Source organism: Paraburkholderia acidiphila (genome assembly GCF_009789655.1).
Classification (GTDB): domain Bacteria; phylum Pseudomonadota; class Gammaproteobacteria; order Burkholderiales; family Burkholderiaceae; genus Paraburkholderia; species Paraburkholderia acidiphila.
In genome coordinates, this window is the sequence record NZ_CP046910.1 from 1,346,496 (window position 1) to 1,370,406 (window position 23,911).

The following is a 23,911-nucleotide window of genomic DNA, read 5'->3' on the forward strand; positions in this document are numbered from 1 at the left end:
TCACCTAGCAAACGGAATAAATCGCAGTGACGTATTGTTGACGCCAGTAACAGCCCTTGAGCCATCGACTGGATCCATCATGCACACACTCGCACACTTTTCGCTTTCGACCGCGTTGCGGCGCGCACGCACAGGAGCAAACCCGTGAACCGCGCCTCGATCTGCGTGCCATGCCGGCTCGCGGCCATTGCGGCCGTGGTGGGTTGCGCTGGCGCGGCATTTGCATGGACGGCCGGCTGGCTCACGCCGGAACGCCTCACCGCGCCGCATATCATCAACACATTCGAATCGAACTACGGCATCCATACAGGCTATCGGCGCAATCACGCCAAGGGGCTCTGCGTGGAGGGCTGGTTCGAAAGCAACGGCAACGGCGCGCAAGTCTCGCGAGCGGCCGTGTTCGCGCCGGGACGCACGCCCGTAATTGGACGCTTCGCCATTCCCGGCAGCAACCCCGCTGCGCCGGACGCAAGCACGCCCGTGCGCAGCATGGCGCTGCTCTTCCAGTTGCAGGACGGCGAGCAGTGGCGCACCGGCATGAATTCCGTACCCGTTTTTGTCGTAAGCACTCCGCAGCAGTTCTATAGCCAACTGGTCGCCTCAAAGCCGGACCCGGCTACAGGCAAGCCAGACCCCGCGAAACTCGACGCCTTCTTCAAAGCGAACCCGGAAACGCTGCCGTTCCGCAACTGGCTGAAGGCGAACCCGCCCTCCTCCAGTTTCGCGAACACGGCGTTCTACAGCGTCAACGCATTCATCGCAACCGACGCCGCAGGCAACCAGCGCGCCGTGCGCTGGCAGACCGTGCCCGAACTGGCCTATGCACCGCAAACACCCGCAGAAAAAGCCGACCCGAACTTTCTGGCCGACGACTTTTCCACGCGTTTCGCAGATGGCCCGCTACGCTGGCATCTGGTGCTCACGGTCGCGGCGCCCGGCGACGCCACGAACGACGCCACGCAGGGATGGCCCGCGGACCGCCAGCAGATCGACGCCGGCACACTGGTATTGCAGCGCGCCGAACCGCAAGCGAACGGCATGTGCCGCGATGTGAACTACGATCCGACGATTCTGCCCGACGGCCTGAAGCCTTCCGACGACCCCCTGCTCGCCGCCCGTTCGGCAGCGTATTCCGTTTCGTTCAATCGACGCACGCGTGAGGAAGCGAACCTCGCGCAGACGCATGGAGGCGCGCAGCCATGAAACAACCGGGCCAACACTTCAGCGCACTCCAGCGCCTTCTGCATTGGTCGATGGCAGTCCTGATCGTTACGATGCTGTTCGTGGGTGTGGGAATGGTCGCGACGGTCTCGCGGCTGCATGACACGCTGCTCGCGTTCCACCGGCCGCTGGGTATCGCGCTGCTCGCGCTCGTGCTACTGCGCCTGTTCGTACGGCTCACGCGCGGCGCGCCGCCTTTGCCCGCCGATCTGCCCATCTGGCAGCGCCTTGGCGCGCACGCTTCGCACCTCGCGCTCTATGCGCTGATGATCGCGATGCCGCTGATCGGCTGGTCGATGCTGTCCGCGGGCGGCTATCCCATCGTAATGTTCGGCGGCGTGCACCTGCCGCCCATCGTGCCGCACAACGTCACGCTGTACGCATGGCTGCGCGCCGCGCATACGTGGCTTGCGATGGCGCTCTACGCGACCGTTTTGCTGCATCTGGGGGCTGCGCTCTTTCACGCGCTCATTCGCCGCGATGGCGTGCTCGCCAGCATGGCGCGTGGCGAAGTGCGCGGACAGCTACGCGGATAAAGCGAGGCTCCCGCGTGCGGGAGCCTTGTCTCTGCATCAAATGTGAGCGTCGCGCCCGGCCACGGGCGGTACGGGCGGCTCCATGAGTTCCTGAAGCAGCGCATCGCGCGCACTGCGGCGACGCACCCACAAGGCCGTGAGCATCGGCACGAGGATCGCGGTCACGAGGCAGGCGGTGGCAACCATGGCGGTTGCCGCCGGCACGAGCGGCTTGAAACTCGGAATCATCTCCCCGATGATGGCCGGATTCGCGACCGCCGCACCCGCCGTGGACGAAGCCGCGAGCCCCGCCGCGCCGTTGCCGCCCGCAATCAGGCGGTCGGCGAGAATCAGCGGAATGCCGGTCACGACGATCACGCCAAGTCCGAGCACCACGCCCGGAATCCCGCTCGTGACGATCACGTTGAGATCGATGCCGTTGCCGAGCGCAAAGCCGAAGAATGGAATGAGCGGATGCACGCAGCGGCCAAACAACTCGCGCAGATCGCTATCGAGATTCCCTAACGCAAATCCGACCAGAAACGGCAGCACGGCGCCCACGAACAGCCGCGGCTCGAAGAAGGCCACGCCGGTCGCACCGAGGATGAGCATGCTCACGAGCGGCCCCGACTCGATCGACATCAGCACGAACGCGCCCGCCTCTTCCTTCGTGCCGTATTGCTGCATCACGGCCGCGTAGAGACCGCCGTTGGTCATGTCCATCGACGTCGTGATGGCGAGCACCGAGAGCCCGGCAAAGAGCCCCGTCTTCACGCCGTCAACGGGGATGAAACGCGCGGCGACCAGTGTGGCGACCCAGGCCACGATCATCTTCGTGACGAGCAGCGTGCCGGACTTGCGCAGCACGGTGCCGGTGGCGCGCAGGTCGATCGTCGCGCCCATGCAGAAGAACCACACCGCCAGAATCGGCACGGTGCCTGTGATCAATCCATTGGTGAACGAACCAAAGTACTTGCCAGCGCCTGGTGCGAACGTATGAACACAGGCGCCGAGCAGCAGCGGCACCAGCATCAGGCCGCCTGGTATGCGGTCTATCGCCTTCTTGAGCTTCATGCCTCCTCCGTGGACTTGCATCCGGTGCCGGATCGGCTCGCTGGCGCGTCCGGCTTTTTCTCGCGGTGCTCCCTTTCCGGAAACAGGATAGCAGCGTGAAAGGAACGCCGTTCCGATTTTTGCGCTGAAAATCGTCAACGTTTACCCGCGAATGATTCACTATCTGGACAGACCGCTTGCCAAGCGCGCTACGGCGTCGCAACATTTCCGGACCGATGTTCCGAAAACGTGAATCTGCACTATCGTCCACGAGACGGCGCCCCGCCCATCCAACGGAGACAGGGTATGGAAGTCAGACAAAGCCTCAATAGCGACTACGCGAAGACGCTCGACACAGCGGGACTGCGCCGCGAGTTCCTGATCGAACGCGTTTTCGAACCCGACGCACTGAAGCTCACCTATAGCCATGTGGACCGCATCATCGTGGGCGGCGCGTTTCCCGCCACGCGCGCGGTCGAGGTGAGCGCCACGCTCGGCAAGTCGATCGGCGTGAGCTATCTGCTGGAGCGGCGCGAACTGGGCGCGATCAACATCGGCGGCGACGGCTGGGTCGACGTCGATGGCAAGCGCCACACGGTCCGCAACGAAGAGGCGATCTATATCGGCAAGGGTGCGCAGGCTGTCGCGTTCGGCAGCGACGATCCCGCGCGGCCCGCAAAGTTCTACCTCAATTGCGCGCCCGCGCATACTGCGTATCCCACACGCACCATTTCGTTATCCGAAGCATCGCCGCAAGCGCTCGGCGACGCCGCCACGAGCAACCGGCGCACGATCTACAAGTTCATCGTGCCCGAGGTGCTGCCTACCTGCCAGCTTTCGATGGGCATGACCCAACTCGAACCGGGCAGCCTCTGGAACACCATGCCGTGCCACACGCACGAGCGGCGCATGGAGGTGTACTTCTATTTCAACGTCGCCGACGACGCCGCGGTCTTCCACATGATGGGCGAGCCGCATGAAACGCGGCACATCCTCGTGCACAACGAGCAGGCCGTGATCGCGCCGAGCTGGTCGATCCATTCGGGTGTCGGCACGCGCGCCTATACGTTCATCTGGGGCATGGTCGGGGAGAACCAGGTTTTCGGCGACATGGATCATCTCGCGGTGCGCGATCTGCGCTGAAGCACGCACAGGCATAGATCTACGATACGAGGCCCGCGCACACATGGCATCCAGCACCATCTATCCGTTCGATCTCAGCGGCAAGATCGCCGTCGTCACCGGCAGCAACACGGGGCTCGGCGAAGGCATGGCGCTCGCACTCGCGCAGGCCGGTTGCGACATCGTCGGCGTTTGCCGCGCCGCGCCCGGCGACACGCCTGCACGCGTCGAAGGCCTCGGGCGCCGCTACGTCGACGTGCGCGCCGACCTCCGTTCGATCGCGCCGGTGGAGGACATCGTGCGCGCAGCGGTCGAAGCCTGTGGACGGATCGACATCCTCGTGAACAATGCCGGCTTGATTCGCCGGGACGACGCTCTCACCTTCGGCGAGGACGACTGGGACGCCGTCATGGACGTCAACCTCAAGAGCGTGTTCTTTCTCGCCCAGGCGGCGGCGCGCCAGTTCGTCGCGCAGGGCGGCGGCGGCAAGATCATTAATATCGCGTCGATGCTGTCGTTTCAGGGCGGCATTCGCGTGGCCTCCTATACGGCCTCGAAAAGCGGCGTGCTGGGCCTGACTCGCCTGCTCGCCAACGAATGGGCCGCGCACGGCATCAACGTGAACGCAATCGCGCCGGGTTATATGGCGACCGCAAACACCGCCGCGTTGCGCGACGACGCCCAACGCAACGGCGAAATCCTCAACCGCATTCCCGCTGCCCGCTGGGGCACGCCGGACGATCTCGCGGGGCCCGTGGTGTTTCTCGCCTCGGCAGCATCGGATTACGTGCACGGCCACACGCTCGCCGTGGACGGCGGTTGGCTTGCGCGCTAACCCACGCGGCGCGCGCGGGACGCGGTATGCTCCCGTCAGAGATTCATACGGACCAGCAACAATGGCGGCAAGCATAGAAAAAGCAACATATTCGGGTAGAGGGCAGCGCGGCGCACAGGAGCACGCAATGAACGAAACGGACAGCAGCACGGAGAAAGGCGAATCGGTCTCGTCGATCGGCCGCGTGTTCGCGATTCTCGGCGCGCTGGGCGAGAACGGGCCGATCGGCATCAGCGAGCTTTCGCAGCGGCTCGCGCTTTCCAAGACCACCGTGCACCGCGTGCTGCAAACGCTGAAGGCGCTAGGCTATGTCGCGCAGGAAGTCGAAACCGACCGCTATCGTCTGACGATCCGGTTGTTCGAACTGGGCGCGAAGGCGCTCGAAAGCGTCGACCTCGTGCGCGAGGCCGACATCGAAATGCGACGCATCGCGCAGGCCACGCGCGAAGCGGTTCACCTGGGCGCGTTCGACGAAGACGCCATCATCTATATCCACAAGATCGACTGCGATTACGGCCTGCGTATGCAGTCGCGCATCGGCCGGCGCAATCCGCTGCATAGCACGGCAATCGGCAAAGTGCTGCTCGCGTTCATGCCGCCCGCCGACGCAAAAGAAACGCTCTCGCATGTGGAATTCAGGAAGTCGACGCAAAAAACGCTCACGTCCGCCGACGCGGTGCTGAACATCCTCCCGCACGTGCGCGAACAGGGTTATGGCGAAGACAACGAGGAACAGGAAGAGGGTTTGCAGTGCCTGGCGGTGCCGGTGTTCGACCGCTTCGGGCATGTGATCGCCGGCCTCTCGATCTCGTTTCCGACCATGCGCTGCGGCGCGGACACGAAAGCGCACTACGTCGCCCTGCTCAAGCGCGCGGGCGCGGCGATCTCGGCGCGGCTCGGCTATTGCGAGCCGGCCGCGCACGAGCATGCGCCCGCCGAACCCGGTTAGCCCGGCGTTGCCGCTGCAGCGGCCGAGGCCGTCGTGGCGGTCTGCCAGCCGAGACCCAGACTCTTTTGCAGCGACACGAAGTCCTTGAGCAAATCGGCCTGGCCCGACACCACATTCTGCTGCGCGGCGAATTCCGTGCGCTGCGTGTCGAGCAGATCGACAAGGCTCGACGCCCCCGCGCGATAGCGCTGGCGCATGAGTGTCGCGGAACGCTCGGCGGAAACCTGCACTTTCTGCAAGGTCACGAGATGCTCGCGCTGATAGCCATAGCGCGAGAGCGACGCGTTCGCGTCCTGCAGCGCCGCCAGCACGGCCTTCTCGTAGCGCGCTTCGGCTTCGTCGCGCGACGCTTCTGCGCCCCGCACCGCGCCCAGTGTGCGCCCGAAGTCGAACACGTTCCACTGCAGATACGGCGCGCCGACCCAGCTGAAATTGCTCTTGCGGAACAGGTGGCCCGGCTCCGCCGCCGAAAAACCGAGGTCGCCGAACAGCGTGAGCTTGGGCAGAAAGTCCGCTACGTGCTCACCGATCTGCGCATTGCTCGAAGCAAGACGCCGCTCCGCCGCACGAATATCGGGGCGCTGCGCGAGCATCATGGTGGGGTCGCTCACCGGCACGCTTGCGGGCAGCGTGGGCAGCGGCTGCGCCGCGGCAAGCTCCGCGTCCAGCGCGCCAGGCGCCTTGCCCGTAAGCACCGCCAGTTGATCCAGCGATATTTCCACTTGCGCCGCGAGCGGCGTGATCGTGGAGCGCGTGTTTTCGACCTGCGTGGTGAGCCGCTCCACATCCACCTCGGCAGCGGTGCCGCCAGCGCGGCGCTGCTCGGTGAGCGTGAGCATCTCCTGCTGCAACTGCGCCGTGTGCTGCGCGATGGCAAGACGCTGCTGTTCGTCGCGCAGGTCGATGTAGGCTTGCGCGACTTCGGCGGCGAGCGATACCTGGGTGTCCGCAAGATCGGCGTTCACGGCATCGGCCTCGTCGCTGGCCGCTTCCACGGCGCGGCGCGTGCCGCCGAACAGGTCGATTTCCCACGACGCGTCGAAGCCTGCCGTGTAGAACGTGATCGGGCCGCCACCCGAAGAACCGCCCTGACCCGAGCTGCTGCCCGACGTCAAAGCGCTCAGGTCCGGCTCGCGCATGCGGATCGCCGCCGCGCTGGCGCCGACCTTCGGCAGTTCGGCGGCGCGCTGCTGCTGCAGTTGCGCACGCGAGGCGCGCAAACGCGCCTGCGCCGCGCGCACATCGGGATTGTGGACGAGCGCCGCTTCGATCAGCGTGTTCAGTTGCGGGTCGTTCAGCGCGAGCCACCATTGGGCCGGCGCGCGCGCGGGTGTCACGCCTTGGGCGGGCGTGCGCATGAACGACGCGGCATTCGCCGCTTCGGGTGCAACCGCCGGTGCGCCGCGATAGTCGGGACCCACGGTGCAGGCGGACAGCGCGCAGGCGGCAGCGAGCGCGCTCAGCGCGGCATAGGGAATACGGGAGTAACGGATTGCCGTCATGAGTCAGAGATAATCTTCAGTGTCCGCCGGACGGCGCTTGCGCGCCGGGCTGCGGCTTCTTGAGCAGGAGCGCGAGCGGCACGCAAGCCGCCAGTGCGATGCCGAGCACCCAGAATGTTTCGGAGTACGTGATGACCATCGATTGCTGCGAGATCTGCGCCGCAATCTGGCCGAGCGCCTGCATTTGCGAGTGCGCCATGTCGCCGGTCTGCGTAAACCAGTTGGCCGCGCTCGCCGCCACACGCTCCTGGCCGATGATCGAATTGGCGCTCAGCGATTCGCGCAGCACGGCGGTATGGAAAGTCTCGCGCCGGTCGATGAGCGTGCCGATGATCGCAAGGCCCACCGAGCCGCCCAGGTTGCGCGCCATGTTGTAGAGCCCGGCCGCGTCGCCGGAATCTTCGCGCGACACCGCCGCCATCGAGGCCTGGTTCAGCGGCATCATGGCGAGCATCTGCGCCACGCCGCGCACGAGCTGCGACCACACGAAATCGTGGCCCACGCTCTGCGCCGTGAGCGAAATGTCGAGCATGCAGCTCAGCGTGAAGAGCAGCAGCCCGGACACCACGAGGATGCGAAAATCCACCTTGCCCAGCAAGCGCGGCAGGATCGGCATCACGAGGAAGGCTGGCACCCCCGAGAGCAGCATGATCGCGCCGGACTGCTGGGCGTTATAGCCCGCAACGAGGCTGAGAAACTGCGGCAGCAGATACGAAATGCCATAAAGCCCGGCCCCCACCGCGAACACGATGATGATCACGCTCGCATAACGCGGATTGCGCATGAGCGAGAGCCGCAGAATGGGCTTTTTCGCGGTGAACTGCGAAATCGCGATGAGCGCCATGCCCGCGAGCGTGACCCACGTGAGCGTGACGATGAAATGCGACTCGAACCAGCGCTCGCGCTGCCCTTCTTCGAGCACGACGGTCAGCGAGCTAAGGCCCACCGCCAAGCCGACAATGCCGAGCCAGTCCGCCTTGAGAAAGGCTTCCCAGTGCGGCCGGTCGGGTTCGAGCCCGACGAGCAGCAGCGTGATAAGCGCGAGACACACCGGCAGATTGATGAAGAAGCACCAGCTCCAGCTGATGTTCTCCGCGAGCCAGCCGCCCACTACGGGCCCGAGCAGCGGGCCGAGCAGCACGATCAGCCCGAACACCGTCATGCCCACGGGCAGCTGCGAAAGCGGCAGGCGCGTGCGGATGATGGTCTGGCCGGTCGGGATCATCGCGCCGCCGGTGAAGCCCTGGCCAATGCGCCCGGCGATCATCATGCCAAGCGTATTCGACCAGCCGCACATCATCGAAAAAGCGATGAAGAGCGCCGAGTTCGCCAGCAGAAAATTTCGCAGTCCGAATACACGCGTGAGCCACGCGGCGAGCGGAATCATCACGATCTCGGACATCAGATAGCCCGTGGAGATCCACGTGCCTTCGGTGCCCGTCGCGCCAATTTGCCCCTGGATCTGCGGCAGCGCCGAGTTCGTGATCGAAATGTCGAGTGTGGCCATCAACGCGCCGAGCGCGCCCGCCGCGACGGCGATCCAGTCGGCCACGCTCGCGCGCTCACCATGCGGATGCGGCAGCGCTGCCGCAGCCTTATTCGCCACGGTGGTTCTCTTGATCGATACGGCGGTCGTCTTCACGCGCGGAACGTGTGTCGACATCGACCGTTACCGACATGCCCGGCAGCAGCACGCTGCGCGTTTCCGGCCCGGTTTCGAGGCGGATGCGCACCGGCACGCGTTGCACGATCTTCGTGAAGTTGCCGGTGGCGTTCTCCGGCGGCAGCAGCGCGAACTGCGCGCCGGTGCCCGGCGAGAAGCTGTCCACCACGCCGTGCAGCGTGTGGCCAGGCAGCGCGTCGACATGCAGTTCCACGGGCTGGCCCGCGCGCATGCGGCCGATCTGCGTTTCCTTGAAGTTCGCCGTGAGGTAGGTGCGCTGCACCGGCACGACGGTCAGCATGCGCGTACCCGGCTGCACGTACTGGCCCACGCGCACGGTGCGATCGCCCACGCGGCCCGCAAGCGCACTCTTGACCACCGTGTTGTCGAGGTCGAGCTGAGACTGCGCGGCGTTCGCCCGCGCCGCCTCGAGTTGCGCGCGCGCCTGCGAGAGCTGGGCGTTCACCGCCGAGATCTGCGAGCGTGCGGACGTGACGGCGGCAGCGTCGGCGGCGAGCGTGGCCTGCGCCTTGTCGCGTTCGCTCTTGAGTTCGGCAAGGCGTTCGGTCGTTTCCGCACCGGTGGCCGCGAGCGGTGCGTAGCGCGCGACTTCGTCGTTCGCGTGGCGCAAGCTCACCTGGGCGACTTCCTGCTGCGCCTGCGCCTGGGCGACGTTCGCCCGCTGCTGCTCGATCTGCGCCTGCGCGTGCTCGATGTCCGCCGTGCGCGCGTCGACGGTGGCCTGTGCCTGGTCGAGCGCGACCTGATACTGGCGTGCATCGAGCTTCACGAGCGGATCGCCCACCTTCACGGCCTGGTTGTCGGCCACGTAGACGTCCGTGACATAGCCGCTCACCTTCGGGGCGATCGTCACGCTATCGGCTTGCAGATAGGCGTCGTCAGTGGATTCGATGAAGCGCCCGACGACCCACCAGTGGCCAAGCCACACCGCCGCGGCGACGAGCGCCGCGAGTCCCAGCACGATCAGAATGGTTCGTTTTGCGCCGCTTCGCGCGGGCGCGGTGGCGGCGTCCGGCACATCGCGTCCGGGCGCGCCTGCAGTCGTAGACATATTGTTGTTTCTCAATTTATTCCAGTCGGCAAAATTATTCCACTTGGAAAAACTGTGTCAAGTGTTATATTTCGCAGGGATACGAAAGGAAAGGCATGAGCGAAGGTAAGAAACTGCGACGTTCGCCCGAAGGAGGCTATGCGCGTGGCGACGAAACACGCCGCAAGATCATCGAGGCGGCGATCAGCCTGTTCGGGCAGCACGGCTTCGACGGCGCCTCCACGCGCGACATCGCCGCGCGCGCGGGCGTGAACGCACCGGCGCTGCAGTATTACTTCGAGAACAAGGAAGGCCTCTACCGCGCCTGCGCGGAGTCGATCGCCGACGAGTCGTGGCAGTCGTTCGCGCCCGCCGTGGAGCGCGCACGCGAAGCGCTCGAACGCAACGCGGACACCGAAGCGCTAATCGACGCCTTCATCGACATCCAGTCGGCCGTGGCCGACCGTTCCTTCGTCAAGCAGCACGGACCCGACCAGCGCCTCTTCTTCGCGCGCGAACAGGGCGGCGGCGAACCGGAGATCGGCTCGGAAATCCTCCGCGAGCGCGTGCGCACGCCGCTGAACACCATCAACGTGGACCTGCTCGAGCGCATTACCGGCATGCCGGCCGACGATCCGCTCACCGTGGTACGCATGTTCAGTTTGTACGGGCAATTTCTGCTGTTCTTCATTGCGCGCCGCTCCACGCTCACGATGCTCGGCTGGGACGACATCGACAGAGCGAAAGCCGACTTCCTGAAGGTGAGCATCGCGGATCAAACGCGTGTGCTGCTGCACCACTGGAATCGCGAGCGCGACAAGCACAATCGCTCAGAATAACTAAGCACTATTCGGGCGGTCCGCACGATCCCGTTACGCAAGTATTGAACCCTCGCGGCGCATCTCCGAGCGTGTTAGTGTTCGGGATTCCCTCCCGCACGGAGCCGCCAGCATGTCTCCCCTCGCCGCCGTTGCCAGCATTCTCCTCGCTGTTCTACTCGGGGCCATGAGCCCCGGCCCAAGCTTCGTGCTTGTCGCGCGCAACTCGATTGGTTTGTCGCGCCGCGACGGCGTCGCCACCGCGCTCGGCATGGGCACCGGTGCGATCTGCTTCGCGGGCATCGCGCTCGCCGGGCTCTACACCCTGCTCGCCACCGTTGCCTGGCTGTACGCGGCGCTCAAGATCGCGGGCGGCGTCTACCTGCTCTATATCGCTTCGCGCATCTGGCGCGGCGCCGGCACGCCGGTCACGGTGAGCAAGTCGGCCGCACCGGACGAGCGCCCCGGCAAATCGTACTGGAGCGGACTCACCACCCAGTTGAGCAACCCGAAAACGGCCATTGCCTATGGCGGCATCTTCGTCGCGCTCCTGCCGCATAACCCGCCGCTGTGGTGCTACTTCGCGTTGCCGCCGCTCGTGTTCGCGATTGAAACCGGCTGGTACGCGGTCGTCGCGCTGTGCTTTTCGAGCCAGCGTCCGCGCGATCTCTATCTGCGCGCCAAAGGCTGGATCGACCGTATCGCGGCCGGCGCCATCGCGGCACTGGGCCTGCGCCTGATTTTCAGCGCCGGGCATCGCGGTATCTGACACCGCCCCGCCGGACGCGGCCCAGCGGTCGCGCCCGGCGTCCCGCAAATATTTTGCATGAGGCACTTGACAATCTATCTGCCAGTAGATAAATTGGAGCCCATGGATACGAAGTTGACAGTGCGGGAACAGGTTCTCGACCACGCCATCACGCTCATGATGCTGCGCGGGTACAACGGGTTCAGTTACCGCGACCTGTCCGAGCTGGTGGGCGTGAAAACGTCAAGCATTCATTATTACTTCCCGTCGAAAGACGACCTGGTGCTGGAGGCTGTGAACCAGTACAGCGGCGAGGTCATGGCGGGATTGCAGTCGATCGATGCAGCGCTCCCGGCGCGCGAAAAGCTCGCTACGTACACGCGACTCTTCGGCAAGACGCTGGGCGACGGCAACCAGATCTGTCTGTGCGGCATGCTGGCCGCCGACATCGAGTCGCTGCCGGAAACCGTGCGTCAGGCAGTGCAGGCGTTTTTCCGCGCCAACGAAACCTGGCTGGCCGAGGTGCTGGCCCAGGGCGCGAAAGAAGGCACGCTGGTCGCGAAGGACAAGCCCGAAAGCGCGGCCCGCACGTTGTTCGCGGCCTTGCAGGGCAGCGTGCTGGCGAGCCGGCTGTTTCATACGAAGTCGCGCCTCGAAGATGTCGAAGCCATGTGGCGCGTGGCGCAGTGAAGGATTCTTGCCCGTCATCCGGGGCGGCTAGCCGCCTCTTTTATTAGCCCGTTTTCTCTATCTTCTGATAGATAGCTAGAAAGAGGAGCATCATGAACGTGTTTCGACGACCGGAAATCTATCTGGCAATAGATAGACTGCAAAAGTTGACGACCGGAAACTCGCAAGCGCTGCTCTTCTGCTGGACCCTGATGCACATGGCTGTCGCCTTGCATCAGTAAATTGAACGCTGTACTCCGCCGTACTTTCAACGAACCGTCTTTGCTCAAAGGAGCCTGTCATGTCGATCGAAAAAGTCCTCTACCGCGCCGAAGCCAACGTCACCGGTGGCCGCGATGGCCGCGCCGTCATCCCCGCCAGCCACCTCGACCTCAAGCTCACCACGCCGCGTGAACTCGGCGGCGCGGGCGGCGACGGCACGAACCCTGAGCAACTGTTCGCCGCGGGCTATAGCGCCTGCTTCATCGGCGCGATGAAGTTCGTCTCGGCGCGCGACAAGATCGCCCTGCCCGCCGATCTGTCGATCACCGGCAATGTCGGCATCGGCCAGATTCCGAATGGCTTCGGCATTGAAGTCGAACTGAAGATTTCGCTGCCCGGCATGGACCGCGCGGCTGCCCAGGCGCTCGTCGACAAGGCCCATATCGTGTGCCCGTACTCGAACGCCACGCGCGGCAACATCGACGTGACGCTCACGATCGTTTAAGCGTCACGCTCCACGCGAGCGAGATGCAACACAACTCGAGGGCCGCCATAAGCGGCCCTCGACTTTTTTGTACCGCTCATGCGGCCTGCGCGTCGCGTGCGAGTCCCGCCATCAGGCCGCTTGCGCGCTGCACCTTGGCGAGCACCGCGCGATCGAGCACGGAGCGGCCCTCGGGCACAGCGAGCGTGAGAAACGCACGCGCACGCGTGATGCCGGTGTAGACGAGTTCGCGCGTGAGAATGGGGCTGTACGTATCGGGCAGCACGAGCGCGGCGTGCGTGAACTCCGAGCCCTGCGATTTGTGGACGGTGAGCGCGAACACGGTTTCCACGCCCTGCAGCCGGCTCGGCGACACCCATTTCACGCCGCCCGAGCCGTCGCCGGCCGGGAACGCCACGCGCAACACGGGCGGCTCGCCCGCCGCAACGGGCAGGTCCAGCGCAATGCCGATATCGCCGTTCATGAGCCCAAGCTCGTAGTCGTTGTGCATGACGAGCACGGGCCGGCCCGCGTACCAGTCGCCGTGCGCTTCGATGAGCCCTTCTTCCTGCAGCAGGCGCGCGACGCGCCGGTTCAGGCCTTCGACGCCCCACGGACCGCGCCGCAGCGCGCACAGCAACTGAAACGCGCCGTGCGCCTTCAGCACGCCCGCGGCCCAGAGGGTAAGCGCATCGGCCGCAGCACCGGGCTCGGGCCGCGTCGTTCGCATCGTTTCCAGATAGTGCCGGTAGCCCTGGCGTTGCGCGTGCGCGGCGCCTTGTTCGCCCACGCGGCCATCGACGATCAGCGAGCGCAACGGGCCGTCATCGTCGGCGGGACAGACAAGCCGCGCGAGATCGTCGTAACCGCGTGACCAGATCTTCGCGACACCCACGGCGTCGCCCGTATTGACGAGTTCAGCCAGCGCGCCGATACCGCTTTCCGATGCGAAGCGATGGCTCTCGCGCAGCATCGCGATAGCCTGGTCGAGCGGCAGACCGTGCGCGTCGAGCATGACGGCATCGATGCGCTCGCCCGTGGACGCTTCGAGCCACGCGCGCGACGCTTGCGTGTAGTGGCCTTCGCGCGCCCGGTCGCACAGTTCGCCGAGCACCGCGCCCGCTTCGACCGACGCGAGCTGATCCTTGTCGCCGAGCAGGATGAGCCGCGCGGAGGGCGGCAGCGCGTCGAGCACGGCGGCCATCATCTCGAGGTCGACCATCGAGGCCTCGTCGATCACGAGCACATCCACCGGCAGCGGGTTCGCGGCGTCATGGCGGAAGCGCCGGCTGCCGGGCCGCGTGCCGAGCACGCGATGCAGCGTGGTCACGACAGTCGGAATCGCTTTACGCAGCGCCACGGCGTCCACATGCGCCTGCAGCGCGTCGAACGGCAGCCGTTCCACCGCGCCCGCAATCGATTCGTTCAAACGCGCCGCGGCCTTGCCGGTCGGCGCCGCGAGCCGAATGCGCAAAGGCCGCGCGGCAGGCGTTCCCTGCCCCGCGCGGCCCAGTGCGAGTGTTTGCAGGAGTGCCAATAATCTCACGACCGTAGTCGTTTTACCTGTGCCCGGGCCACCCGTGACGATACTGAACGCGCTGCGCGCGGCGAGCGCGCAGGCGAGCTTTTGCCAGTCGGCGGCGCGCGCAGTTTGACCGGCTCGTGCCTCGCCGTTGCGCGGCGCGAACAGCGCATCGAGCGCCGCGCGCGCGACGTCGAGCGGCAGCGCGGCTTCGAGCCGCGCGGCGCGCCCAAGCCGGCGCTCGATCCCCTCGCGCACGTCCTGTTCGTATTGCCAATAGCGCCGCAAATAAAGCCGCGTACCCACAAGCACGAGCGGCGCGTTGCCCTCCGCTACATCGGTAGCCGCTGTCTCTTCGCTCACCAGATCGGGCGCAGCGAGCGCCGCGCGCCATTGCGCGAGCGTGACGCCCGCGAGCACTTCGGCAGGCGGCTGCGCGGGCACCGCGGCCTGCACCTGCGGTCCGTCGGGCGGCAAGGAAAGCGCGAATGCCGGGTCTTCCAGCGTGGCCTTCAGGTCGAGACACACATGACCGCGCCCGAGCTGGTGGCTCGCCAGCGCGGCCGCGAGCAGCAACAACGGCTCACTGTGCGGCGCTTCGGTCCACAGAAAGCGCGCGAATGCGGCGTCGAGCGTACGCAGCCAGCCGCGCTCCACCCAGTTGTCGAGCACGCCGAGCATGTGCTGGGCCGTTTCGCGCGCGACGCCTGGCCTCGATTGCGGCTCGACGTCCGGCATCTCCAGATTCTCGAACAGATCGCCGGTGAGGCCGTCCTGCCCTTTCGTGCGGCGCCTCGTCATGCCACATCCTCCAGCGCGTTGCGACGCGCGAAAAGCGCGTCGAGTCGTTCGATCAGCTCACGCGGCGGCCGCTCGCAATGCAGGCCCTGCCCCGGCGCACGACCTCCACGCAGGAATAGATAGACGGCCCCGCCCACGTGGCGGTCGTAGTCGTAATCGGGCAAGCGCGCCTTGAGCAGCCGGTGCAGCGCGAACAAATAAAGCACGTATTGCAGTTCGTAACGCGAATGGAGGATCTGCGCGCGCATTTTCGCGGCCGTATAGGAAGCATCGTCGGGACCGAGCCAGTTCGACTTGTAGTCGGCCACGTAGTAGCGGCCCTCGTGTTCGAACACGAGATCCATGAAGCCCTTGAGCATGCCGTTGAGCGTGGCGGCGTCGAGCGCGGGGCGCGCCTCGCCATCCAGCGTGAATTCGGTGACGAGCGCATCGATCGCCAGCGTATCGACGGCATGCGCCGTGACCCAGAACTCCAGTTCGGCCATGTACGCACCGGGTTCGAACTGCGCGAACGCCACGGGGGCCACGTGCTCGCCTTCGATATCGGGCAGCCGCAGCGGCGTGCGCACGAGTTCGAGCATCCACGCCGTGAGCGTTTCGATCCAGTGCGACCAGCCGCGCACGCTGCAACGGCGCGCAACCATGTCGCGCACACGTGCCTCGTCTTGCGCGATCTCGGCGAAGCCTTCGTTGGCCGCCCATTCCATTAGTTCATGCAGGAAGGTGCCCGCGTCCGCGCCGCGCTCGAAGCCGTGCATCGGCGCAAGCGCGGGGGCGACGAGCGCTTGCCCGGCGCTGGCGAATGCCTCGTCGTCCTCGGGCGGCACGCTCGCGTCGAGCAGTTCGAGGAACACGTCTTCGCTGCGTGTGTCGGGCGCGCCGCGCGCATCGTCCGCTTCGACGGGAACGCCCGAACCGATCGACGTTTCGACCGTCTTCAGACTCGAATAGCTCGCGATCCACCAGCGTTCGCGCTCACGATGCGCGAGCGTGCGCGCTTCGCCGCGCACGGCGCCGATGTCGCGCAGCGCAAGCACGTCGCGGCGTGCTTCTGGCGCGCTCGCCACGGCGATATCCGCGCAGGGTCCGCGCAACGCATCGAGGAATGCTTCGGTTTCCTCAGCAGGAATGGCCGCGCCGCCGCCCATCAGATAACCGAATGCACTCGCCTCGACACCTTGCACCGGTCCATAGCCGACCCACGTCGCGTAACGGGCGCGCGTGAGCGCAACGTAGAGCTTGCGCAGATCTTCGCCCAGGCGTTCGCGATCGGCCTGACTCAGCACGCGCGCGTCGGCCTCCAGCGTGACGCGCAATTCGCCTTCGTCGTCGTGCCATTTGAACGGCACGTCGTCGGGCTTGACGGCGCGGTGTGCGCACGCGAACGGCAAAAACACGAGAGGATATTCGAGGCCCTTCGACTTGTGAATCGTGACCACCTGCACGAGCCCCGCGTCGCTTTCCAGACGCAACTGGCGCGCGTCCCCCCCGCCGCCCGCGCTTTCGTCTTCGCGCTGCTCGTCGAGATAGCGGATCAACGCGTGTTCGCCATCGAGTTGCGTGCTCGCCTGTTGCAGCAGTTCGGCGAGATGCAGCAGGTTCGTGAGCGCGCGCTCGCCGTTCAGTCCCGCGCCAGCGGCCTCGCCAAGCAAGCGCTGCGGCACGTGAAAGTCGTTGAAGAGGCGGCGCAACATCGGCAGCACGCCCTTCCTGCGCCAGCACTCGCGGTACTCGCGGAACTGCAGCACACGCGACTCCCACGCGATCTCGTCGTGCCCGAGCCGGTCGAGTTCGGCCCATTCGAGCCCGAGCGTGGGCGTCGCGAGCGCCGTGCGCACGAAGCGGCCGTCGTCGGGCTCGGCGCAAGCCGCGAGCCAGTAGCGCAGCTCTTCGGCCTGCGGCGTCTGGTAGACCGAGTCGCGATCCGAAAGATAGACGCTGCGCACGCCGCGCGCCGCCAGGGCTTCGCGTATCGCCTGCGCCTCGCTGCGGTTGTTCACGAGCACGGCCATATCGGCGGGCTGCAACGGCCGCATGCCGTGTTCGCCCGAGAAACCCGCTGCGTACTCCTGGCCGAGATTGAGCAGACGCACCATCTCGGTCGCGCAGCTCCCCGCCATGCCCGCGAGATACGCGCCCTTGCTGAGCGGCTTGCCATCTGCGGCAGGCGGCATCCAGAAGACGTTGAGCGCGGGCAGCGGCGCGCCGGCTGCGACCAGCTTCTCGGGACGTCCATGCGCATCGGCGGCGACGAACGGCAACGCGTTCCCGCTTCCATCAGGGCTGCGAAACAAAAATGCACCGCTACCCTCGGGACGGGATTCGGCTGCCTCGAAACAGCGGTTCACCGCCTCGACCATCGCGCGCGTGGAGCGGAAATTCTTCTTGAGCGTATAGAGCCGCCCTTCGCAGGCACGGCGCGCACGCAGGTAGGTGTAGATGTCCGCTCCGCGAAACGCGTAGATCGCCTGCTTCGGGTCGCCGATCAGGACGATCGCCGTCCCGGTGTCGTTTTCGGCGATACGGTAGACCGAGTCGAAGATCTGATACTGAACCGGGTCTGTGTCCTGAAACTCGTCGATGAGCGCGGCCGGATACTGCTTGCGGATGATTTCCGCCAGACGCGCGCCGTTCTCGCGCTGCAGTGCCGCGCGCAGCCGCGTGAGCAGATCGTCGAAGCCCATTTGCGAGCGGCGCGCTTCTTCCTCCTCGAAGCGGCGCGCCACCCAGCGCGCCGCGTGGCACAGCAGGTCCTGCTTCGCCTCGGGCGGCGCGGCCAGCGATTCGCGCAGCGTTTGCATCGCCACGAAGGCGGCATGGTCCGGCGGTTCGCCCTTCACCCAGATTTCGGCAAGGCCGTCCGGCGTGAGGCGCGTCCACACGGCCGCCTTGTCGTCGAAGCCCGGATGCGCGGACTCGGGATCGTTGGCCCAGTCGCGCAGTTTGCCGATCCACGTTTCGCTGTGCTTGGTATTCAGCTTTCTGGCGTCGAACTGTTTAGCCGCGCGTGCCGCGTTCAGCAGCGCCTCGACCTCGTCGATCCAGACGGGCCACGGCGCCTTCAACGTTTCGAGTTCGTCGCGTGCGCGCTTGCGGGCGTCGGCGAGCGCCGCGCCGGGGTCGCTTGCATCCGCCAAAAGATCGGCGTGGGGAAGCAGCCCGCGTATCGCGTTGTGCAATTCGTCCGGACTCGCGAACCATGCTCTGACTTCGGCGGCGCTCGCCGCGTCGAGCGGGGCCATGAAGGTGCGCCAGTAGTCGCGCACGACTTCGGCGCGCAATTCCGTCTGGTCGGTTTCGAGCGTCTGCGAAAAGAGGCTGTCGCTGTCGAACGCGTGCTCGCTCAGCATGCGGTTGCACCAGCCGTGGATCGTCGAGACGGCCGCCTCGTCCATCCATTCGGCCGCAAGTTGCAGGCGCCGCGCGCAGGCGGGCCACTGCTCCGGCGCGTAGTCTTCGCGCAGGTCGTGCAACAGGTCGACGCCGGGCTCGCGCTCGGGCACGTCTTCCGGCGCGACGCGAAAGCATTCGGCCGCTTCAATGAGGCGCGCGCGAATACGCTCGCGCAACTCCTTCGTCGCCGCGTCGGTAAACGTCACCACGAGAATCTCGGGCGGCGTGAGTGCGCGGCCTGCCGTGCGCGCCTCGTCATCGGCATCGGCCTCGCCGCTTGCCGCATTGAGCGCGCCGTGCCCCAGCACGAGGCGCACGTACAGCATGGCGATCGTAAAGGTCTTGCCGGTGCCCGCGCTGGCCTCGATCAGGCGGCTGCCGTAAAGCGGGAAGCGCAGCGGCTCCAGTGCGTGTGCATCCAGGGTCCCGAGCGGATTCATGCCCTTTCTCCTGCCTCGCCCGAGGCTCGCTTCGCACGCGACGACGCGAGTGGTGCGCGGCTCACCGGCAGCAACAGCGTCGTGGCGAGCGTGATGAAATCGTCGTGGGCGGCAAGCGCCTCGAAATCGGGGAAGGCGCGGCGCAAATACGGATTCGTCTCGCGCTCGCCGGGCGTACGCCCGTTGCCCTCGTAGGCCGTGCACGCGGCTTCCCACGCTTCTACCGGCACCGTGGCGCGCGCGCCATCGAAAGTGTCCGGCAACTTGCGCAGCCAGGCAAACGCGGTCTTCACCGCGAGCGGCAAGGGCCGGCGCGCGCCGTCGTCCCATGCGGCAAGCAACGCAAGCAGATAGTCGCGCGCCACCTGCGCATCGAGCGGCGCAAATTCCACCACGCCCACCTTGCTCACGATCACCGTGGTCACCGGCCCGGCCGCGATCTGCGCGGCAACGTGCGCAACCCAGTAAGGCACGAGACGATCGCTTCGATAGCGGCTGTCCTTCACGAGCGTGCCCGGCTCCAGAATCACGCGGCCGAGTGCGCCGTCCGGGCTCGCGCGCAAATCGCCGAGCCAGTCGTCGAGCGAAACGGTGCGGCCCTCCAGCGTCACATCGAGACGAATCTCGTATTGATGCTCGAGCGGCTCGGGCCAGCGCGCGAGCGCCTTGCGATATTCGGCGAACAGCTCGGGCATCGGCGCAAGCAGCTCCTCGCCGATCACTTCGCCAAAGCCGCCGGTCGCGAGATCGCCGCTGCGATGCATGCGCTCCAGACGCGCGAGCGCGGCCGGTTCGAGATCGTCTTCGCCGCGCTCCATCGCCCTGACCTGCGCGCGGATCAGTTCGCTTTGCAGTTGCCACGCCTCCAACGCATCCACCTCGAAGGGCTCGTGATTTTCGCTCGCCGCGTCTTCGGCTTCGAACGCCACGCGCAGACGCTGCCGGAAGAAGCTGCGCACCGGCTCACGCAAGAATTCACCAAGCTCGCGAATCGAAAGCGGCTCGTCGCGTTCAGGCGGCGCCAGCACTTGCGCGTTGGCTTCAGCGACAGGCTGCACGTCTGCGGGCTTGGCCCACTCGTGCGCGTACGTATAGAGCGTCGCCGCTTCCGGGCGCGACGGAAAATAGTCCGGGCTGAAAGGCTGCAAACGATGCTCGATGGTCAACGCTTCAAGCAGCGCTTCGCCATCGGCGTCCTCCTCGCCTTCGAGTCGCCAGCCGGCCTTGAGATGATCGCGCAACTGCCCCACCAGCACCGAAGGCGGGCGCGGCGTGTTGTCGGTCACGCTGCGCCCGATCCACGAAACGTGCAGATGGTCGCGCGCCGAGAGGAGTGCCTCGAGAAACAGATAACGGTCGTCTTCGCGGCGCGAGCGGTCGCCCGGACGATAGTCGCGGCGCATGAGGTCGAAGTCGAGCGGCGTACGGCTGCGCGGATAGTCGCCGTCGTTCATGCCGAGCAGGCACACGCGGCGGAACGGAATTGCGCGCATCGGCATGAGCGTGGCGAACGTCACCGCGCCCGCGAAGAAGCGCTGCGAGAGGCCGCCGCCTTCGAGCGCCGCGAGCCAGTTCTCGGCGACGATGGCGAGTGGCAAGGTCTGCGTGAGCGCCGCTTCGTCGCAGGCTTCGCGCCACGTTTCGAGCGCGCCGTCGAGGCGGTCGAGTGTGTAGGCGTCTTCGTCCTGGGCCGCAAAAAAAGCCGCCTTCAAGGCACGCAAACGCTCGCACCACGCTTCCACGGTGGCCGGTTCACGCAACGTGCGCCATGCGTGGTCGAGCGCATCGACGAGGCGCGTGAGCGGGCCCAGCAACGCGGCGTCCAGGCCGCCGATTTCGCTGTATGGCTCGATACCGCGCCATGCACCCGCGCGCTCGCCCGCGGCGTAGCCCAGCAGCATGCGCCGCAGACCGAACGCCCAGCTATTGGGCGCGCTCAGTTCGTCGGCCTGGGGCAGCCCGAGGCTCGCACGCTGACCCGCATGCAGACCCCAGCGGATATTCGCGCCGTCGATCCAGTTGCGCAGCGTGGGCACGTCATCGACGTCGATGCCAAAGCGCGCGCGTACGGCTGGCACCTCCAGCAGGTCGAGCACGTCGCTCACCGTCACGCGCGAGTACGGCAACGACAGCAGCATTTCCAGCGCGCCGATTAGCGGGTCGAACGCGCGCTGCGCGCGGTCGGCCACGCTGAACGGGATACTGCGCGGGTCGTTGCCGTCGAGCAGGCCGAACACGGCCTGGATATGCGGCGCGTAGACCTCGATGTCGGGCACCATCACGATCACGTCGCGCGGACGCAGCGTGGGGTCCGCCGCGAACGCGGCGAGCAGGCGGTCGTGCAGAATCTCCACTTCGCGCTGCGCGCTGTGCGCCACGTGAAATCGAATTGATTCGTCCTCCTGTGCGTTGACGGGCTCCCAATGGTCGCGCGTTTCGCCAAGCGGCCGCAGATCGCGAATGTCGTCCTGCAACTGCGCGAGCAGCGTGAGCGCGTCCTCGCCATCGAACAGATCGATACGCTGGCCAATACGCGTGAAATGCGGCGTGTACGTCTCGCGCGCCTCGTCGCTATCGTATTCGTCGAGCAGGCCGATGAAATCGCGCCCTTGCTTACCCCACGCCGCGAGCAGCGGCTGCGAATGCAGATGCAGCTGCGCCTCGTCGAGCTGGTCCGGCGCGCCCGCGCGGCGGCGCTGGCGCGCGTGGCGTGCGCGCAGCAGATCCTGGTCGGCGACGATGTCGGCCCAGTAGTGCATGCACGGGTTGTGCACGCACATCAGCACCTGGCTCCAGCGCGCGAGCGCCGCGAGCACTTCGACCGACTGGCGCGCAAGGCTCGAAATGCCGAACACGACGAGTCGGCGCGGCAGTCCCTTCGGCCGCGCGTCGCCCGCCTGCCAGGACTGCGCGCGCGCCATGAATGCCTCGTGCACGGCGGCCCGGCCCGTGTCGCGCAGGCCGATACCATCGGGCGCCTGCGCGCCCACGTCCGCGAGCAGCGCGCGCCAGAGCGCCGCCTGCCAGCGCGCCTCCTCGGGCAGCGGCGTGCGCACGTTGCGCGCGTCGATCAGCACGTCCTCGTTCGCGGCCCACGCCGCGAGCCAATCCGCGCGATAGACCTGGTACTGGTCGAGCAAGTCCGCCACGCGCTGCGCGAGCTGGAAGCACTTGCGCTGGTCCTCGTCGTTGGCCATGAAGCGTTTGAGCGGCTCGTAGCCCGGTTCGTCGAGCAGCGCGGGCAGCATACGCATGAGACGCCAAACAAGGCGCGACTTGTCGAACGGCGAGACCGCCGGCACCGCGTCGTTGCCGAGCACCGCGCGATACACCTGCCACAGGAAGCGCGACGGCAGCGACATTTCGAACGCCGCCGCGATACCGCAGCCGCCCTCCTCGGGGTCGGCGGCGAACGCGAGCTTGAGCCACTGCGCGATGCCGTTGCTCTGTACGAGGAACATTTCCTTTTCGAGCGGCGCGACCGGGTTCTGGCCGATCCAGTGCACGATCAGGTCGCGCATGCGCTCGGGCTGATTGCCGTGAACGAGCATCAGCCCCGTGGGCAGTTCGCGCGCGCTCAAGCGAGGCTCCGGCGCGCGTGGCGCACGTTGGTTACGCGTTGGGCCGTTTGGGCGAGGAAGCGGAGAAATGAGAATGCGGCCATGTCGCCAGTTCGTGTTGGGTGCCGGTACTTACCGTTACGAATTGCGCGGGCGGCATTTGCGCCCGCGTGTTGCGACAGTTTACGACAATCGGGACCGCGGCGAGGGGCGCATTCGCGCCCAGGCCGCGGTTTTGGCGCCAGCTTCGTCAGGCTGTCGCGGCCGGCCCCAGGCGCTTACCCGTGGCCGGGTCGAAGAAATGCAGCCGCGCCGGCGGCAAATGCACCGCCAGCCGTTCGCCGGGCGTGGGCCGCGTTTCATGCGGCAAGCGCACCACCACATCCGCGCTGCCCCAACGGCCGTGCGCGAGGTTGTCAGCGCCAAGCAATTCGCAGGTCTCGACTTCGAGCGTGACCGGCTCGTTGGCGCCGCGCGCGAGCATATGCTCGGGCCGCACGCCCAGCACGCATGGCGCGCCCTTCGGCAGCCAGGCCGGCGTATCGCCAAGCGGCAGATGCGGCCCGTTGCTCTCGATTTCGAAGCGCTGGCCGTCGTCGCTCACGCGCCCGCGCAGCAGGTTCATGGCCGGCGAGCCGATGAAGCTCGCCACGAACATCGAAGCGGGCCGGTCGTACACGTCGCTGGGCGTGCCGATCTGCTCCGCGCGCCCGCCGTTGAGCACCATCACGCGCTGCGCGAGCGTCATCGCCTCGATCTGGTCGTGCGTGACATAGAGGCTCGTCGTGCGCAGGCGCGCATGCAGACGCTGGATTTCAAGGCGCATCTGCACGCGCAGTTTCGCGTCGAGGTTCGAGAGCGGCTCGTCGAACAGGAACACGGAAGGCTCGCGCACGATCGCGCGGCCCATCGCCACGCGCTGGCGCTGACCGCCCGAAAGCTCGCGCGGCTTGCGCTCCAGCAGCTTGCCCAGCTCCAGGATTTCGGCGGCCGCCGCCACGCGCGCATCGATCGCCGCGCGGTCGAGCCCCTGCAACTTGAGGCTGTAGCCCATGTTGCGCGCGACCGTCATGTGCGGATAAAGCGCGTAGTTCTGGAACACCATCGCGATATCGCGATCCTTGGGCTCCACGCGATTGACCACCTTCTCGCCGATCGCGATCTCGCCCGACGTGATCGTTTCGAGCCCCGCCACCATGCGCAGCAGCGTGGACTTCCCGCAGCCCGACGGGCCGACGAGCACCATGAATTCGCCGTCCGCCACCTGCACGTCGATGCCGTGCAACACCTGTTGCGCGCCGTCGTACGACTTCGTGACGCCCCGTATGCTCAATGCCGCCATG

The 23,911-nt window shown here is 66.4% G+C and carries 17 protein-coding genes; 9 read left to right on the plus strand and 8 right to left on the minus strand.

Annotated features, from left to right (window positions below; translation table 11 throughout):
* Positions 1-144 precede the first annotated feature (144 nt).
* Positions 145-1,203 carry a catalase family peroxidase gene (locus FAZ97_RS20600; RefSeq protein WP_233271712.1) on the plus strand — a complete coding sequence of 353 codons (1,059 nt, stop codon included), beginning with the start codon at positions 145-147 and terminating at the stop codon, positions 1,201-1,203.
* A complete protein-coding gene (locus FAZ97_RS20605) occupies positions 1,200-1,757 on the plus strand; it encodes a cytochrome b (protein ID WP_158760266.1) in 558 nt (185 codons plus the stop codon). The genes FAZ97_RS20600 and FAZ97_RS20605 overlap by 4 nt, the downstream gene beginning before the upstream one ends.
* Positions 1,758-1,793: 36 nt before the next feature.
* Here the strand turns inward: FAZ97_RS20605 and kdgT are convergent, their stop codons facing one another.
* Entirely contained in the window at positions 1,794-2,810 is a 1,017-nt protein-coding gene (kdgT, locus tag FAZ97_RS20610) for a 2-keto-3-deoxygluconate transporter (RefSeq protein ID WP_158760267.1), read from the minus strand.
* A gap of 285 nt (positions 2,811-3,095) precedes the next feature.
* On the opposite strand from kdgT, the gene kduI reads away from it, so the two are divergent.
* From kduI to kdgR, 3 genes are all read left to right on the plus strand, one after another.
* A complete protein-coding gene (gene kduI, locus FAZ97_RS20615) occupies positions 3,096-3,932 on the plus strand; it encodes a 5-dehydro-4-deoxy-D-glucuronate isomerase (protein ID WP_158760268.1) in 837 nt (278 codons plus the stop codon).
* 43 nt (positions 3,933-3,975) lie between these two features.
* Positions 3,976-4,746, plus strand: a complete 771-nt coding sequence (gene kduD, locus FAZ97_RS20620) for a 2-dehydro-3-deoxy-D-gluconate 5-dehydrogenase KduD (RefSeq protein ID WP_158760269.1) — start codon at positions 3,976-3,978, stop codon at positions 4,744-4,746.
* A gap of 127 nt (positions 4,747-4,873) precedes the next feature.
* A complete protein-coding gene (gene kdgR / locus FAZ97_RS20625) occupies positions 4,874-5,695 on the plus strand; it encodes a DNA-binding transcriptional regulator KdgR (RefSeq protein WP_233271713.1) in 822 nt (273 codons plus the stop codon).
* On the opposite strand, the gene FAZ97_RS20630 is transcribed toward kdgR, so the two are convergent.
* Genes FAZ97_RS20630 through FAZ97_RS20640 form a run of 3 tightly spaced genes read right to left on the minus strand, consistent with a single transcriptional unit; the run spans position 5,692 to position 9,932 of the window.
* A complete protein-coding gene (locus FAZ97_RS20630) occupies positions 5,692-7,197 on the minus strand; it encodes an efflux transporter outer membrane subunit (RefSeq protein WP_158760271.1) in 1,506 nt (501 codons plus the stop codon). The two genes, kdgR and FAZ97_RS20630, sit on opposite strands and share 4 nt — an antisense overlap.
* A 16-nt stretch (positions 7,198-7,213) precedes the next feature.
* A complete protein-coding gene (locus tag FAZ97_RS20635) occupies positions 7,214-8,860 on the minus strand; it encodes an MDR family MFS transporter (RefSeq protein WP_158760272.1) in 1,647 nt (548 codons plus the stop codon).
* The gene (locus FAZ97_RS20640) at positions 8,793-9,932 is read right to left on the minus strand and encodes an HlyD family secretion protein (RefSeq protein WP_158760273.1); all 1,140 of its coding nucleotides are present in this window, start codon (positions 9,930-9,932) and stop codon (positions 8,793-8,795) included. The genes FAZ97_RS20635 and FAZ97_RS20640 overlap by 68 nt, the downstream gene beginning before the upstream one ends.
* 95 nt (positions 9,933-10,027) lie before the next feature.
* On the opposite strand from FAZ97_RS20640, the gene FAZ97_RS20645 reads away from it, so the two are divergent.
* The 4 genes from FAZ97_RS20645 (at position 10,028) to FAZ97_RS20660 (ending at position 12,873) form a co-directional block, all read left to right on the plus strand.
* Positions 10,028-10,750 (plus strand): CerR family C-terminal domain-containing protein, encoded by a 723-nt coding sequence (locus tag FAZ97_RS20645; protein WP_158760274.1) that lies wholly within the window; start codon positions 10,028-10,030, stop codon positions 10,748-10,750.
* A gap of 112 nt (positions 10,751-10,862) precedes the next feature.
* A complete protein-coding gene (locus FAZ97_RS20650) occupies positions 10,863-11,498 on the plus strand; it encodes a LysE family translocator (protein WP_158760275.1) in 636 nt (211 codons plus the stop codon).
* A 102-nt stretch (positions 11,499-11,600) separates the two neighbouring features.
* Positions 11,601-12,167: a TetR/AcrR family transcriptional regulator gene (locus FAZ97_RS20655; protein WP_158760276.1), complete on the plus strand. Its 567-nt coding sequence runs from the start codon at positions 11,601-11,603 to the stop codon at positions 12,165-12,167.
* A 280-nt stretch (positions 12,168-12,447) separates the two neighbouring features.
* A complete protein-coding gene (locus tag FAZ97_RS20660; RefSeq protein ID WP_092000433.1) occupies positions 12,448-12,873 on the plus strand; it encodes an organic hydroperoxide resistance protein in 426 nt (141 codons plus the stop codon).
* A 76-nt stretch (positions 12,874-12,949) separates the two neighbouring features.
* Here FAZ97_RS20660 and recD read toward each other — a convergent pair whose 3' ends face one another.
* The 4 genes from recD to FAZ97_RS20680 form a co-directional block, all read right to left on the minus strand.
* Positions 12,950-15,175 (minus strand): exodeoxyribonuclease V subunit alpha, encoded by a 2,226-nt coding sequence (gene recD / locus FAZ97_RS20665; protein ID WP_233271714.1) that lies wholly within the window; start codon positions 15,173-15,175, stop codon positions 12,950-12,952.
* Positions 15,172-19,008, minus strand: a complete 3,837-nt coding sequence (gene recB, locus FAZ97_RS20670; protein WP_158760277.1) for an exodeoxyribonuclease V subunit beta — start codon at positions 19,006-19,008, stop codon at positions 15,172-15,174. The genes recD and recB overlap by 4 nt, the downstream gene beginning before the upstream one ends.
* Positions 19,005-22,589 (minus strand): exodeoxyribonuclease V subunit gamma, encoded by a 3,585-nt coding sequence (recC, locus tag FAZ97_RS20675; protein ID WP_233271715.1) that lies wholly within the window; start codon positions 22,587-22,589, stop codon positions 19,005-19,007. Before recC ends, recB begins: the two co-directional genes overlap by 4 nt.
* Before the next feature lie 229 nt (positions 22,590-22,818).
* Positions 22,819-23,910, minus strand: a complete 1,092-nt coding sequence (locus FAZ97_RS20680) for a sn-glycerol-3-phosphate import ATP-binding protein UgpC (RefSeq protein ID WP_158760278.1) — start codon at positions 23,908-23,910, stop codon at positions 22,819-22,821.
* Position 23,911 lies beyond the last annotated feature (1 nt).

Bases quoted from the DNA above. Each gene is read 5' to 3' on its own strand.
- FAZ97_RS20605 (WP_158760266.1), top strand. From the start codon at position 1,200: ATGAAACAACCGGGCCAACACTTCAGCGCACTCCAGCGCCTTCTGCAT.
- kdgT (WP_158760267.1), bottom strand. From the start codon at position 2,810: ATGAAGCTCAAGAAGGCGATAGACCGCATACCAGGCGGCCTGATGCTG.
- kduI (WP_158760268.1), top strand. From the start codon at position 3,096: ATGGAAGTCAGACAAAGCCTCAATAGCGACTACGCGAAGACGCTCGAC.
- kduD (WP_158760269.1), top strand. From the start codon at position 3,976: ATGGCATCCAGCACCATCTATCCGTTCGATCTCAGCGGCAAGATCGCC.
- kdgR (WP_233271713.1), top strand. From the start codon at position 4,874: ATGAACGAAACGGACAGCAGCACGGAGAAAGGCGAATCGGTCTCGTCG.
- FAZ97_RS20630 (WP_158760271.1), bottom strand. From the start codon at position 7,197: ATGACGGCAATCCGTTACTCCCGTATTCCCTATGCCGCGCTGAGCGCG.
- FAZ97_RS20635 (WP_158760272.1), bottom strand. From the start codon at position 8,860: ATGTCGACACACGTTCCGCGCGTGAAGACGACCGCCGTATCGATCAAG.
- FAZ97_RS20640 (WP_158760273.1), bottom strand. From the start codon at position 9,932: ATGTCTACGACTGCAGGCGCGCCCGGACGCGATGTGCCGGACGCCGCC.
- FAZ97_RS20645 (WP_158760274.1), top strand. From the start codon at position 10,028: ATGAGCGAAGGTAAGAAACTGCGACGTTCGCCCGAAGGAGGCTATGCG.
- FAZ97_RS20650 (WP_158760275.1), top strand. From the start codon at position 10,863: ATGTCTCCCCTCGCCGCCGTTGCCAGCATTCTCCTCGCTGTTCTACTC.
- FAZ97_RS20655 (WP_158760276.1), top strand. From the start codon at position 11,601: ATGGATACGAAGTTGACAGTGCGGGAACAGGTTCTCGACCACGCCATC.
- FAZ97_RS20660 (WP_092000433.1), top strand. From the start codon at position 12,448: ATGTCGATCGAAAAAGTCCTCTACCGCGCCGAAGCCAACGTCACCGGT.
- recD (WP_233271714.1), bottom strand. From the start codon at position 15,175: ATGACGAGGCGCCGCACGAAAGGGCAGGACGGCCTCACCGGCGATCTG.
- recB (WP_158760277.1), bottom strand. From the start codon at position 19,008: ATGAATCCGCTCGGGACCCTGGATGCACACGCACTGGAGCCGCTGCGC.
- FAZ97_RS20680 (WP_158760278.1), bottom strand. From the start codon at position 23,910: ATGGCGGCATTGAGCATACGGGGCGTCACGAAGTCGTACGACGGCGCG.